Annotated in this window: 12 protein-coding genes and 1 pseudogene; 6 read left to right on the forward strand and 7 right to left on the reverse strand. The window is 47.4% G+C overall.

Annotation, left to right across the window (positions count from 1 at the left end; translation table 11 throughout):
- Window positions 1-183 precede the first annotated feature (183 nt).
- The 3 genes from GF617_RS12235 to GF617_RS12245 form a co-directional block, all read right to left on the reverse strand.
- Entirely contained in the window at window positions 184-324 is a 141-nt protein-coding gene (locus tag GF617_RS12235) for an Ecr family regulatory small membrane protein (protein ID WP_181619543.1), read from the reverse strand.
- 75 nt (window positions 325-399) lie between these two features.
- Entirely contained in the window at window positions 400-1,632 is a 1,233-nt protein-coding gene (locus GF617_RS12240) for a sensor domain-containing diguanylate cyclase (RefSeq protein WP_203451752.1), read from the reverse strand.
- A gap of 92 nt (window positions 1,633-1,724) precedes the next feature.
- Entirely contained in the window at window positions 1,725-3,854 is a 2,130-nt protein-coding gene (locus GF617_RS12245; RefSeq protein ID WP_203451753.1) for a bifunctional diguanylate cyclase/phosphodiesterase, read from the reverse strand.
- A 458-nt stretch (window positions 3,855-4,312) separates the two neighbouring features.
- Here GF617_RS12245 and GF617_RS12250 point away from each other — a divergent pair, with 458 nt between their 5' ends.
- Window positions 4,313-5,467 carry a methyl-accepting chemotaxis protein gene (locus GF617_RS12250; RefSeq protein ID WP_181619540.1) on the forward strand — a complete coding sequence of 385 codons (1,155 nt, stop codon included), beginning with the start codon at window positions 4,313-4,315 and terminating at the stop codon, window positions 5,465-5,467.
- 37 nt (window positions 5,468-5,504) lie between these two features.
- Here the strand turns inward: GF617_RS12250 and GF617_RS12255 are convergent, their stop codons facing one another.
- Window positions 5,505-6,641 carry a GGDEF domain-containing protein gene (locus tag GF617_RS12255; RefSeq protein ID WP_203451754.1) on the reverse strand — a complete coding sequence of 379 codons (1,137 nt, stop codon included), beginning with the start codon at window positions 6,639-6,641 and terminating at the stop codon, window positions 5,505-5,507.
- Window positions 6,642-6,837: 196 nt separating this feature from the next.
- Here GF617_RS12255 and zntB point away from each other — a divergent pair, with 196 nt between their 5' ends.
- From zntB to dbpA, 3 genes and pseudogenes are all read left to right on the forward strand, one after another.
- Window positions 6,838-7,821 carry a zinc transporter ZntB gene (gene zntB / locus GF617_RS12260; protein ID WP_203451755.1) on the forward strand — a complete coding sequence of 328 codons (984 nt, stop codon included), beginning with the start codon at window positions 6,838-6,840 and terminating at the stop codon, window positions 7,819-7,821.
- A gap of 326 nt (window positions 7,822-8,147) precedes the next feature.
- Window positions 8,148-8,276, forward strand: a pseudogene (locus GF617_RS27405) (hypothetical protein); the annotation flags it as partial.
- A gap of 30 nt (window positions 8,277-8,306) precedes the next feature.
- Entirely contained in the window at window positions 8,307-9,680 is a 1,374-nt protein-coding gene (dbpA, locus tag GF617_RS12265) for an ATP-dependent RNA helicase DbpA (RefSeq protein WP_181619537.1), read from the forward strand.
- 44 nt (window positions 9,681-9,724) lie between these two features.
- On the opposite strand, the gene ttcA is transcribed toward dbpA, so the two are convergent.
- Complete coding sequence (gene ttcA / locus GF617_RS12270; protein ID WP_181619536.1) at window positions 9,725-10,660, reverse strand: tRNA 2-thiocytidine(32) synthetase TtcA; 936 nt, start codon at window positions 10,658-10,660, stop codon at window positions 9,725-9,727.
- 260 nt (window positions 10,661-10,920) lie between these two features.
- Between ttcA and GF617_RS12275 the strand changes: the two genes are divergently transcribed.
- Complete coding sequence (locus GF617_RS12275) at window positions 10,921-11,160, forward strand: transcription factor (protein WP_203451756.1); 240 nt, start codon at window positions 10,921-10,923, stop codon at window positions 11,158-11,160.
- A 62-nt stretch (window positions 11,161-11,222) separates the two neighbouring features.
- Window positions 11,223-11,492, forward strand: a complete 270-nt coding sequence (locus tag GF617_RS12280; protein ID WP_181619535.1) for a hypothetical protein — start codon at window positions 11,223-11,225, stop codon at window positions 11,490-11,492.
- Window positions 11,493-11,681: 189 nt separating this feature from the next.
- On the opposite strand, the gene GF617_RS12285 is transcribed toward GF617_RS12280, so the two are convergent.
- Together GF617_RS12285 and ompC are read right to left on the reverse strand one after the other, a co-directional pair.
- On the reverse strand, window positions 11,682-11,894 hold the full coding sequence (locus GF617_RS12285; protein ID WP_181619534.1) for a KTSC domain-containing protein: 213 nt from the start codon (window positions 11,892-11,894) through the stop codon (window positions 11,682-11,684).
- Between the two features lie 200 nt (window positions 11,895-12,094).
- Window positions 12,095-13,210, reverse strand: a complete 1,116-nt coding sequence (gene ompC, locus GF617_RS12290; RefSeq protein ID WP_203451757.1) for a porin OmpC — start codon at window positions 13,208-13,210, stop codon at window positions 12,095-12,097.
- Window positions 13,211-13,419 lie beyond the last annotated feature (209 nt).

Consider the following 13,419-nt stretch of genomic DNA (forward strand, 5'->3'; position numbering starts at 1 on the left):
AAGCTAAATTAAGGTTATGGCCCGCTAGAATAAAAAAAGCCCGTCAGAGCACGGGCGAAATAAACAAATGATTCATTGATTCGTTGCCCACCGCTAGGCGGATAACGGCGTGTATTCTACGCACCTGTTGCAGGCGGTGATACCTGACAAATTCGGTAGGTGAAACAGTGAATTAAACATGCACTAAGGGGTTTCGATAGAAGGATAGATACAGTTTTCAAGGTATTCGACCAGATGCCAGATTTCACCGCTAAAAATAAACCAGTAGCCTAAAATAATAAGGCTTAAAATGATTAAGATGAGTATTATTTCTGTCTTTCCCATCACCTGATACTACCCACCTGAAGTCTGGTTCTTCGAGGTGGGCATTGTAACGGGGCTTTACTCAATACTCCAGTTTCATGCCGCCAGCACTTTATTGCGGCCGTTGTTCTTGGCACGATAAAGCGCATCATCAACGCGTTTAAACAGATCGTCGATACTCTCATCAGGGTTATGCCGGGCAACGCCTATGCTAACAGTAAAGCGGGGCAGTCCGGGGATCGTAATGCGAGCGACCGCGGCACGGATAGTTTCGGCAACCTGCATTGCGGTATCGAGTGATGTCTTTGGCAGTAAGATGACAAACTCTTCACCACCCCAGCGAAACACCACATCGTCTTCACGACAGCAGGACTCCAGTGTACGAGACAAGGAGATCAAAACCTCATCTCCCTTAAGGTGACCGAACACATCGTTGATGTTTTTGAAATGATCGGTGTCGACCAATAACAAGCTGAACTGCTGCTGGGTCGGGAGGTGTGAGAGGTTGGTTTGCTCTGTGATTAGGTAAAACTGTCGACGATTGAGCAGGCCTGTCATCGAATCACGCAATGCGGCGTGCTCCAGTTCCTGTTCAAGCCGCTTCTGCTCGGTAATATCGTGAATGATACAGAGCATGAGTTTGTCACCGTAAATCTCGATAGGGCCAGCGTAGGTTTGAACGTGGCGGGTGGTCCCATCAGCAAGACGATGAATAAAATTAAGCGGTTTATGCCCACCAGGAAGACGCGCGATTTCAGTCATTATTGGTAAAATATTGCGCCCAAGCGTGTTGATCTCCCACGTATGTTTACAACACATCTCATCATGGGAATAACCATAAAAATTAAGGGCTGCCACATTGGCATCAACAATTTGACCGTCTCTGGACGGGTCAATTAAGAGCATCGGGGCACTGTTAGTCAGGAAAAATCGGGCGTAGAAACCTTGTTTCTTACGCTGATAAGTGGCTGAACGAGTTGCCTTGAGGCCTGAAGGCGTTTGCAGAGTAATACCTTCAAACACAATGACATCACCATAAGGTTCAAACCAGGTCAGTGTCAGGCGGCAACTGAGCGTGCTCTCCTGCCGATCACGCAAGACGGTCCAGATTTCGACGATCTCTTGATCGGCTTTAAGGTCTGGTACATACATTGAAAGCACTGTTTGCGCATTTGCGGAATATATTCCAGCCCGCATTTCAATCAGCGTTTTATTCCGCATGACATCCGTTGCTGCGGTGTTCGCAAATAGGATCTGTTCTGAGACAGGTGAAATTAGCCACACTGGCGTCTTTATGAAATTCAGTGCATCGAAGCTATTTTGCGACATAGGAAATTCCTATTCATCGGCACAATGTGCCTGACGATCACGGCGGAATTGACTCGCGTGGGCTCCTTTGAAACATACTCTAGTTCACCACATCAGGCATGATTTTTTTGTGAAATAAATGAGGATTCCGTATGAACTTTACCGATTGGTATAATCTGTTTGTCGGAGTTCTTTTGTAACAGTAACCAGGGAACCTGTTCTGCTGGTAAAGGTCGAGAGAACAGGAAACCTTGCAGGTAATCACAACCCAGGCTGGCCAGGACTTCTTGCTGCGCTTCTGTTTCGATCCCCTCAGCGACGATTTTCATCTCCATTGTGCGCGCAATATTAATAATGGTTTCCACCAGCTTTCTGCTTTTCTCATTTTCCAGCATGGAGCTCACAAAACTTTTGTCGATTTTAAGCTCTTTTGCAGGAAGAACGTTGAGCATAAGCAGATTTGAATAACCCGTACCAAAATCATCTATTGAAACGGTTATTCCAGCCTGGTTAAACGCATTCAGCAATTCGATACTGCGGCCAAGATTCTTGAGGGCTGTGCTTTCAGTGACTTCAAGGATCAGGCGAGACGGAAGCAGATTATATTTTTGCAGCATGGAGGAGACAACAGTGAATATATCTTGTTGTTCAAACTGTATAGGCGATAAGTTGAATGACAATGTCCACTGACTGAAGCCTTGCTCCGTCCAGAAATGTAATTGCCGGCACGCGGCTTCAATCGCCCAGTTTCCGACAGGTATGATTAAACCGGTCTGTTCAAGAGACGGTAAAAACAAACTCGGCAGCAACACGCCTTGCTCCGGGTGTCGCCAGCGTAGAAGTGCTTCAAAACCGTGAATAGTATTCTGCTCAGCGAGGTAGGTTGGCTGATACCAAAGCTCAAATTGATCGCGCTCAAGCGCCTGAGATAGCTCCTGTAAGAAACTGGGTTCAGCAGGAACCGCTGTTGACATTTCAGGACGATAGATCGCCCAGCCGTTTCGACCTTCTTGTTTGACATGATTCATCGCCGCATCAGCTTTCAGCTTAAGCTCATGCAGCGTTTCGCCATGCTGCGGATACAGGCTGACGCCTGCGCTTAGCGTGGTATTTTGTGCATGACCGCAAATTGACAGTGGCCGACGCATGTCATCGAGCAACGTGGTGACCAGAGTATTAATTTTCTCATCATCACATTCCGGGACCAGCAAAATAAACTCATCACCACCTAACCTTGCCAGCGTCATTTCACGCGTCAGTCTGGCGGTAATTCTCTGTGCAACGCTAATTAACAGCTCATCGCCTACATGATGTCCCCAGGTATCGTTCACGCGTTTAAAATGGTCAATGTCGATGAAAACGACGGCAAATTGTTTCTTATTCAGCAGTGAACTGTGCAGACAATCCTGTAAGCGGATATCCATCTGATGCCGGTTAGCTAGGCCGGTAAGTGCGTCAAACCGGGCCTGTAGTTCCAGTTGCCGATTCAGCTGACGCAAATTATCGGTCAGCCTGACTGTGCGAAAATGGGAGTCCACCAGCGAAATAATTAACATGAGCCCAAGCAGACACAGGGTCGTGACTGAAACCCAAATCGAGAGCCCGAGTTCACTGATGCCACCTGGCATCGTGAGCGCCATATCGTGAAAATGAGCCGCACTCATTCCGGTATAATGCATGGCACAAATGGCCGTCCCCATCACAAGGGCAGCAGCAATGCGATTGATAAAGACACCTTTGCGCTTATCACGCAGATGAAATGCGAGCCAGAGTGCGACTCCAGAGGCAATAATCGCAATCACCACAGACAACAGCACAATACGCTGGTCCCAACTGATACTCCCGTGAAGCATCAGTGCAGCCATTCCTACGTAGTGCATCGACACCACTCCTGAACTCAGGATCAGCGTGGCCAGGATTAAACGAAACGGAGAAAGCGAATTGCCGGGGACCGCAATATTGATCGCCAGAGTGGATGTCAGCACGGCGATGCCGAGTGACCCTAGCGTGAGCCAGAGGTGATAACTCATGATCATCGGCATTTTCATAGACAGCATGCCAATGAAATGCATTGACCAGATGCCGATTCCCAGGGTCACGCCTCCGGCAATGCGCCAGAACATAGCGGCTTTGCGGCTAGTGAGGGGGATTTTTCCTGCACAGTCTAATGCCACAAAAGAGGCGATAAACGCCACCAGGAACGAGATGGCAATTAACACTGGGTCCCACGATACATTGAGCATTATGCAATCCCACGCCAAAGAAGGTTACAGAGTTCGCCTGCCTGGCATGTGATGTATCAGACAGGATCTCGCTCGTTCAGACAAGATTAGTTATTTATCGTGAAAAATGACCAGTCATATTATTTTTTTTATGCTCAAAAAAAAGAACAGGATATATTCTTGCATTAATCTATTAAGCATTGCTAAACAATAATGAAGATTCACAGCAATGTCCCTTAAATATGAGCGTGATTATATTAACCTGCATGAGTAAATGCTATCGCTTTGGTGCAGTAAAAACCAGAGGGGCGGGATGAAATTCACTACATTTCCGCTAATACCATCTTTTAAACCGACTTAAGTTAAACTTCAGGAATCAATGTTTGAAACAAAAAACCACACGTCGATCGTGGTGAAAAAGTCCAGGGTGGGTGCTATAACCCTAATGTTGACCAAAATATTAAATAGTGAGAGCTCTTATGCTAAGAAATATTAGTGTCCGAACGTTTATTATCTATTTTCTCCTGGGCGTATTTTTGTTATTAGATGTATTGGTGGCTTTTTTATCGAACAACGCAACGCTTTTTATTTCAGTGAATGTTGTTAATGTACTTGCAGCATTTTTACTTTGGTCCTATATGACCAAATATCTTGTGACCCCTATCAATACAGTGAAAAAAAGCATCGAAGAGGTGACGTCAGGCAATCTCGCGGTGTCTATCCCAGAATTTGGCAATAACTGTGCCGGTCGATTGATTCCGGGTATCAATAGTTTATCAAGCAATATCGCCACGTTAGTGCGTGAGATCCGCGCATCGTCTCAAACGGCGATGACATTGTCTGAACAACTGTCTGCGCGTAGTGCACAACTTTCAGTTAAGACTGAACAGCAATCCGCCTCGCTGATTCAAACGGCAGCCAGCATGGAACAGATGGCGGCCAGTACCAAAAATAACGCGGACAATACGCGTTTAGCCAGTGAACGGGCAAATGCGGCAACACTACAGGCTCGTAAAGGGGGGGAGTTGATGGGGCAAGTTGCTAACAACATGCAATCCATTACGGAGTGTGCGCAGCAAATGACGGAAATTATTACGCTTATTGATGGCATCGCTTTCCAGACAAACATTCTGGCGCTGAATGCGGCTGTTGAGGCAGCGAGAGCGGGCGATCACGGGAAAGGGTTCTCAGTGGTTGCCGGTGAGGTCAGAAACCTTGCTCATCGTAGTGCGGAAGCGGCAAAGAACATTAAAACGCTGATTGATGTGACCAGTAATAACGTGACTCAGGGCGTGACGGTTGTCTCCGAAGCAGAGAAAAACATGCATGAAATTGTGGAGGGCTCGGGGCAGGTGAGCAGACTGATGGACGACATCTCCACCACCACGACAGAGCAAGAGAAAGGGATCTCGCAAATTACGCAGGCTCTCTCAGAACTGGAACGCGTTACGCAGAGTAACGTTGCAATGGTTGAAGAACTCAACGGTTCGTCAGACGTTCTGCGCAATCAGGTGATTGAGCTACAGGCCAGGACGCGTAACTTCCGGCTTGATAGTGGTGTTCCGGCAGAGGTTTACCCGTCGATGCAGGCATCTCCTGTGGCGTTTTCGCATCGAACTGAACATTCATTCTGATTAAAAGCAAAAGCCTGGTTTGCCCAGGCTTTTGCTTTTATTGCACAGCAACCCAACGATTACGGCCTTGCTGTTTCGCCATATACAGCGCCTTATCTGCACGGGCAATGATGGATGGTGCGGTTTGTCCCGGTTGCCAGGTGGCCAGCCCCTGACTTACGGTGACTAAAGGATTGACGAGCGAAAGGACATGCGGAAGTGCCTGCGTGCGCAATGCCTGAGTGATGTTTTCTGCTGTATTGAGCAACATGTCGAGGGTTGCGTCGGGCAGTAACAGAACAAACTCTTCCCCACCAAAACGACCCACCACTCCTTTGCTTTCTTGTGTGGCGAACTCAAGTGTTTGTGCAATGGCAACCAGACACGCATCACCCTGCTGATGGCCATAATAGTCGTTATAAAGCTTGAAATGATCAACATCCAGCATGATCAGGCCAAAACCTGTACCGTCACGCTGATGGTTTAGAATCTCTTGATCATCCATCCTTGCTTCGAAGGATCGACGGTTGGCAAGGTCGGTTAACGGATCTTTGCTGGCCAATTGCCCTAATTGCTGAATCAGATCTGCATTTTCCTGCTCGCGGCGTAACGCCAAAAGAAACCAGCTATTGAGAATACGTCGGCCAGATTCAATCAGACCAGCCAGCAGTATCCATAATAATGCGTTCAGTACGGTGAGACTGGAGGGGTGAAATAGCGTCGTGACGAGAATGGTTAGCCATACAGGTACAATAAAGCTCAGTAACACCTTTGGGTCGAAATAAAGCGAGATAAGTGCAGTAAAAAGTAATAACGCGGCAAACGGAAAAATGATGCGGATATCTTCGCTGGCAATGAGTACATAAAAGCAGATTGCCCAGCAGAGGCTTAGGCCGACAACGCTCACTTTCGCCAATTTTCTTAGCCAGTTGGCATGTTGCAGCGGGGCCATCCGTAGGATGAAAAGTACGGCGACTGAGAGCGTCAGGTCGATAACCATCACCGACTCCAGCAAATCCTGAGGACTAAGTGGTGATGTCAGAGCGTCGAAGGTAGAGAAATAGCGACGTCCTAATATAAATAAGGAGAACAGGATGTTTACCCACAGGAACCAGGTCATGCTTGTTTTTATGGCAATTGAGCGCATTTCGGCCAGACGAAAATCGAATGCCGCACAGGGCTTTTTTATTGTCACCAGGTCACTCCGGGATACGTTTAGATCAAATTGGCAGCATTTCATTAACTCTAACGTTTTGCCTGCGCCTGTCCGCTGTAACCTTTATTGAAACGAACAATTTATGAGCGAATTCAGTATTATGCTGTACATAAATATTGCTTAACGTTGACCGAAAGCTAGACTGACAACGAAAGTAATGAAAAGTGGAGGCGCTGTGGAAGGCATTAAAGGCTCTGAAGTTAACGTTCCTGACGCGGTTTTTGCGTGGGTGTTTGACGGTCGTGGCGGAGCCAGACCACTTGAAGACAGTGATAGCATCGACAGTGAACACCCCTGTTGGCTGCATCTTAACTACACACATCCGGATAGCGCACAGTGGCTGGCTTCAACTCCCCTGTTACCGAACAGTGTTCGGGATGCGTTATCAGGAGACAGCCTGCGGCCACGAGTCAGTCGATTGGGCGACGGTACACTGATTACGTTACGCTGCATTAATGGTAGTACAGATGAACGCCCCGACCAGTTGGTCGCGATGCGCGTCTATATGGACGAGCGCATGATTGTCTCTACTCGCCAGAGAAAAGTTCTGGCGCTGGATGACGTGGTGAATGACTTGAAAGAGGGTACGGGGCCGGTCGACTGCGGTGGATGGCTTGTTGATGTCTGCGACGCACTGACCGACCACGCCAGTGAATTTATTGAAGAACTGCACGATAAAATTATCGACCTGGAAGACAATCTCCTCGACCAGCAAATTCCCCCCCGCGGCTTTCTGGCGCTGTTACGCAAACAGTTGATTGTGATGCGACGTTATATGACACCGCAGCGAGATGTCTATGCACGTCTGGCCAGTGAACGCCTCAACTGGATGAATGATGACCAGCGTCGGAGAATGCAGGATATTGCTGACAGGCTGGGACGCGGTCTTGATGAAATCGATTCCTGTATTGCCAGAACTGCCGTGATGGCGGATGAAATTGCCCAGGTGATGCAAGAATCACTGTCGAGAAGAACATACACAATGTCATTAATGGCGATGGTGTTTCTACCCAGCACATTTTTAACCGGGTTGTTTGGCGTTAACCTGGGGGGAATTCCGGGAGGGGGATATCAGTTTGGCTTTACGGCATTTTGCATCATGTTAGTGGTTTTGATTGGCGGTGTTGCATGGTGGTTGCATCGTAGTAAATGGTTGTAAATTTACGTTTTTTCATTTCTGATAACACCTTAAAACGCTATTTTGTTTGAGCGAAGTCAATAAACAACAGCCGTGTAAGGTGCACTATTACTCCCGCAGGTGAATGCAACGTCAAGCGATGGGCGTTGCGCTCCATATTGTCTTACTTCCTTTTTTGAATTACTGCATAGCACAATTGATTCGTACGACGCCGACTTAATAGTCGGCTTTTTTTTGCCTTCAGAATTTGAGCGTCTACCCTAAAAGGGGCATTCCCAATTATGGAGGGTAAAATGAATGCACTTTTCGCTCGACTAACCCTGCAAAAAAGTCTGTTGGCTTCGGTTCCTGCCGATCCCATACCGCTTCCCGATCCTGTACCTCGTCCTCAACCCATGCCAGACCCGCCGCCAGACGAAGAACCGATTAAAATGTCGCATCGGAACCCGAGATCTGCGAGGATACGCGCCTGCTGATTGTAAGCCTTTTGACCACGAGACAACATTGTGACCGCTTTTTCAACACTGAATGTTCTGCCTGCTGCCCAACTCGACAATTTGAATGAGCTGGGTTATCTCACTATGACCCCGGTACAAGCTGCCGCACTACCTGCCATTCTTGAAGGACGTGATGTACGCGTGCAGGCAAAAACGGGCAGTGGCAAAACGGCTGCATTTGGTCTTGGAATTTTGCAGCATATTGATGCGGGTCTGTTTCAGACGCAATCTCTGGTGTTGTGTCCGACGCGTGAGCTGGCCGAGCAGGTTGCAGGCGAACTGCGCCGCCTGGCACGTTTCCTGCCGAATACGAAAATTTTGACGCTTTGCGGAGGTCAGCCTTTTGGTGCACAGCGTGATTCGCTCCAGCATGCACCGCATATCATCGTGGCGACACCGGGACGTTTGCTTGATCACCTGCAAAAAGGAACGGTCTCGTTTGATGCATTGCAAACACTGGTCATGGATGAGGCTGACCGTATGCTGGATATGGGATTCAGCGACGCCATTGACGAAGTCATCCGCTTTGCTCCCGCAAATCGCCAGACGCTGTTGTTCTCTGCTACCTGGCCTGAAGCCATTGCAGCGATCAGTGGGCGCGTACAGCAAAATCCATTAACGATTGAAATTGATAGTGTGGATGCGCTGCCAGCCATTGAGCAACAGTTCTTCGAAACCACTCAGCAAGGTAAGATTTCTCTGCTGCAAAAGCTGCTCAGTCAGCATCAGCCTGCATCCTGCGTTGTGTTCTGTAATACCAGGAAAGATTGCCAGTCGGTCTGTGATGCCCTGAACGCAGCCGGGCAGAGTGCATTGTCTCTGCATGGCGATCTGGAGCAACGCGACCGCGACCAAACCCTTGTGCGCTTTGCGAATGGCAGTGCACGAGTACTGGTTGCAACTGATGTTGCAGCGCGTGGTCTGGATATCAAATCGCTTGAGCTGGTGGTCAATTTCGAACTGGCCTGGGATCCTGAGGTGCATGTTCACCGCATCGGGCGTACTGCACGTGCCGGGAACAGTGGCCTTGCGATCAGTTTCTGCGCACCGGAAGAAGCACAACGTGCCAATATTTTATCTGAAATGCTGCAACTCAAACTGAACTGGCTGAGCGCGCCGGGTAACGTAAGCGTTGTCCCGCTGGATGCCGAAATGGCAACGCTCTGTATTGATGGTGGCAAAAAGGCCAAGATGCGTCCCGGTGATGTTCTGGGGGCGCTGACAGGGGATGTTGGGCTGGATGGTGCAGACATCGGCAAGATCGCGGTACATCCTGCACATGTTTATGTTGCGGTTCGTCAGTCTGTGGCTCAGAAAGCCTGGAAACAATTGCAGAATGGTAAAATTAAAGGCAAGACCTGTCGGGTTCGGTTGCTGAAATAATCACAAAAAAGCGTCTCAGAACCTGTTTCTGAGACGCTCATTATCTACTTCACTTCGACGACGTTCAGACGCAGCTCATCGAGTTGCGCATCTTCTTCTTCCGGCTGCCAGCCAGCAGGTTGCATCGGGATCTCTTCACGATCAAATGCCAAATCGCCGCCATCTACCACGTCTGAATCATGGTTAATACCTTTGAAGTCGAACAGATCGATGTCTGCCAGATGGGAAGGCACAACGTTCTGCATGGCACTGAACATGGTTTCAATCCGGCCGGGGTAGCGTTTGTCCCAGTCACGCAGCATATCGCCAATCACCTGACGTTGCAGGTTTGGCTGGGAGCCACAGAGGTTGCAAGGAATGATTGGGAATCCTTTTGCCTCTGAAAAACGCTCAATGTCTTTTTCACGGCAGTAGGCCAGGGGACGGATTACGATATGTTTGCCATCATCACTCATCAACTTTGGCGGCATACCTTTCATTTTGCCGCCGTAGAACATATTCAGGAACAGTGTTTGCAGAATATCGTCCCGGTGATGCCCCAGCGCAATTTTGGTTGCGCCCAGTTCCGTTGCCGTACGATAAAGAATGCCGCGGCGCAGGCGTGAACACAGGGAGCAGGTTGTTTTCCCCTCTGGGATCTTGTCTTTAACAATACCGTAGGTATTTTCCTCAACGATTTTGTATTCAACACCCAGTTTTTCCAGATACTCCGGAAGAATATGTGCCGGGAAACCCGGTTGTTTTTGATCGAGATTTACCGCCACCAGCGAAAAGTTCACGGGTGCGCTTTGCTGCAGATTTCGCAGGATCTCCAGCATGGTATAACTGTCTTTGCCCCCTGAAAGGCAGACCATAATGCGATCACCTTCTTCAATCATATTGAAGTCAGCAATAGCTTCGCCGACGTTACGGCGCAGTCGCTTTTGCAGTTTATTCAGGTTGTATTGTTCTTTTTTTGTAACTTCTTGATTTTGCGACATTTAATAATAACTCAATTCGTTCGTGGCTAAAGCAACGCATCTATCCAGCCAATAAAAAGGCTTCGATGGCAGGATTGTAGCAAGAAATCATGGCGATCACGCGAAAGTGTGTCGTGTATGGTACGGATTGCTGCGATGATTACCAGCATGATTTTTAGCTGACGTTCTCACAAAATGGGCTGAAGCGTCAGGTGGGAGAGATGAGGGGCTAGCTATCTTTGGCCTGAAGATGCGGTATACTTCCGAGAGGAAAAATGATGATGAAAAAAAACGACGTTTTTTCAGCAATTAAGCATGCACTTAGCGTTGCCAATAAAGGCGATCAAACAGTCACGGTCCAGTTGCAAATTATAAAATATTACAGTGAGCTGAAGGGATTAAGTGCCAGAGAATTTGTTGAGGAGGTGGGATTGAAACCTTCGCTTGTTACGCTGTTTACTGACTCAATGAAACTTGCGCGCAAGCTGACCGAAACAGGGATGAATAAAGATAAACTATGACCGTACAAGCCCATTTATCAGGGCAGTAATCGCTATTTTTAATGTTGATTGGGGGTAAAAATATGAGTGATTTTTATAGTGAAATTGACGATCCAGATATGGTGGAGATTATCGCGGAACAATTTTATTTGTACATGCAAACCAGAGATGAACAAGTTGTTTCAAGCGATTTTTTAATCACGAGTGGGCAAAGCGCACAGGAGGTTGCAGAGCAAATGGTTGACGTTATTACGAATCCTGAATTCCCCAAATACCGGGAGATCTCGCACGATGCGGGCCAGGGGCGGATGCTAAATGGTTTTCCTCTTTTCACCTTGTCAGCTGAAAAATAGAATGTGAATTTTCCCTCTGAAGAGGGATTTAATTGCCTTCAATGTGGTTGAGTAAAGTGCCGAGGTGTCCAACGATGTTACCTACATCAAAAATTAATGCCATCCACATAAACGCTAAAACAGTGAGTACAACCAAAGAGATGCGGCTAAACAATGTATATACCCTTACGAAAGCGATGGCTATAAGATTCAGTGTACTTTGACCTCTTTAAACTTACCCTTAACAACGCCATCATAAAATCGACCTTTCGATACTACGATCAAAAAATCCCGAAAAATGCGAGCTGGGACACGCTGATACTGAAATGTCGTATGGTTACGAAACCTGATTTCGAGTGTTGCACTCTGCTCATCGTAGGCAATTGATGTGATGCGTGATGATGTTACCGGGTGATGGTTCATGTTGAATCTCCCTGACGACCGAAACGGGGAATTCATCATCTACTATGACGCGTTGTGACGCAATATGCAGCTTGCTTTTTATCTGAGTCACATGAAGGACATACGTAAAAGATCGACTTTATTATGGCCAGGAAGAGTGGTAAATAAAGCAGTTTATCGCGTTAAAATAAATCGCCCGCGATAACTCGCGGGCGAATGTATCAGAATTGATACACCAGACCTAACGCAACAATATCGTCAGTACCGATGCCGTTGTTTTTATAGAATTGGTCATTTTCATCCAGCAGGTTGATTTTGTAATCAACATAGGTCGACATGTTTTTGTTGAAATAATAGCTTGCGCCTACTTCAGCATATTTAACCAGATCCTGATCGCCCTGACCATTACCCAGGTCTTTGCCTTTGGATTGCAGATACGACACGACTGGACGCAGGCCGAAATCGAACTGGTATTGCGCAGTCACTTCGACGTTTTGTGTTTTATTCGCAACCGCATCAGACTGATTACCGTACGGCGTCATATTGCGCGTTTCTGAATACATTGCTGCCAGATAAACATTATTAGCATCATATTTCAGACCTGCAGTCCAGGCAGCGGCTTTGTCACCGCCAGCGCTGGTATTATTCACCTGGTTATTAGAGCGGTCAGAAGAGGTGTATGCTGCGCCAGCACTGATTCCCATGCCGAAATCATAGGTTGTGGAGATACCGAACCCGTCGCCGTTCTCATGGCGCGTATCACGACCATTACTGTTGTTGGTTCCTTCCTGGTTATTGTCGGAGTTCTCATTTTTTCCCTGATATTGCAGGGCAAAATTCAGGCCATTCACCAGACCGTAGAAGTCTGTATTACGATAGGTTGCCACACCGTTTGCACGGCCAGTCATGAAGTTGTCCGCTTTGGTGTAAGAGTCACCACCAAACTCGGGTAACATATCGGTCCAGCCTTCCACGTCGTACATCACGCCATAATTACGACCATAATCGAATGAACCATAGTCGCCCACTTTTACCCCCGCAAATGCCAGACGGGTCCAGGACTGATTATCTGAATTTTCGGTGTTATTGGCTTGAATATTATATTCCCATTGAGCATAACCGCTCATCAGGCTGTTAATCTGGGTTTCACCTTTGAAGCCCAGACGCATATAGGTCTGATCACCGTCGGCACTTTTATCATCGGAAAAATAGTGCAGGCCATCGACTTTGCCGTACAAATCTAATTTGTTGCCATCTTTGTTGTAAATTTCAGCAGCATTTACTGCGCCAGCGACTAAAAGAGCGGGAATCATTAGGGCCAGTACTTTTCTTTGCATTGTGATTATTCCTTTGCAATCGTTTTTATTTAATTACTGAATGAACTTTCCGATCTGGAAAGATGTCACATGCTAAATCACTCCTGCTCAGGAGTAATAAAATAGAATTGTTACGCTTTAAGTGAAAGCTAAGGAAGGTGCGAATAAGCAGGTCATTTCTTCCCAAGCTGACTCGCTGATTAAAATTTCGCGGATCTGGGCCGATTTTT

The sequence above is a fragment of the Lelliottia sp. RWM.1 genome (genome assembly GCF_016859735.1).
Lineage (GTDB): Bacteria > Pseudomonadota > Gammaproteobacteria > Enterobacterales > Enterobacteriaceae > Enterobacter.

What these genes read in the sequence shown, in the direction of transcription:
- GF617_RS12235 (WP_181619543.1), bottom strand. Translation starts at nt 324, where the DNA reads ATGGGAAAGACAGAAATAATACTCATCTTAATCATTTTAAGCCTTATT.
- GF617_RS12240 (WP_203451752.1), bottom strand. Translation starts at nt 1,632, where the DNA reads ATGTCGCAAAATAGCTTCGATGCACTGAATTTCATAAAGACGCCAGTG.
- GF617_RS12245 (WP_203451753.1), bottom strand. Translation starts at nt 3,854, where the DNA reads ATGCTCAATGTATCGTGGGACCCAGTGTTAATTGCCATCTCGTTCCTG.
- GF617_RS12250 (WP_181619540.1), top strand. Translation starts at nt 4,313, where the DNA reads ATGCTAAGAAATATTAGTGTCCGAACGTTTATTATCTATTTTCTCCTG.
- ttcA (WP_181619536.1), bottom strand. Translation starts at nt 10,660, where the DNA reads ATGTCGCAAAATCAAGAAGTTACAAAAAAAGAACAATACAACCTGAAT.
- GF617_RS12275 (WP_203451756.1), top strand. Translation starts at nt 10,921, where the DNA reads ATGAAAAAAAACGACGTTTTTTCAGCAATTAAGCATGCACTTAGCGTT.
- GF617_RS12280 (WP_181619535.1), top strand. Translation starts at nt 11,223, where the DNA reads ATGAGTGATTTTTATAGTGAAATTGACGATCCAGATATGGTGGAGATT.
- GF617_RS12285 (WP_181619534.1), bottom strand. Translation starts at nt 11,894, where the DNA reads ATGAACCATCACCCGGTAACATCATCACGCATCACATCAATTGCCTAC.
- ompC (WP_203451757.1), bottom strand. Translation starts at nt 13,210, where the DNA reads ATGCAAAGAAAAGTACTGGCCCTAATGATTCCCGCTCTTTTAGTCGCT.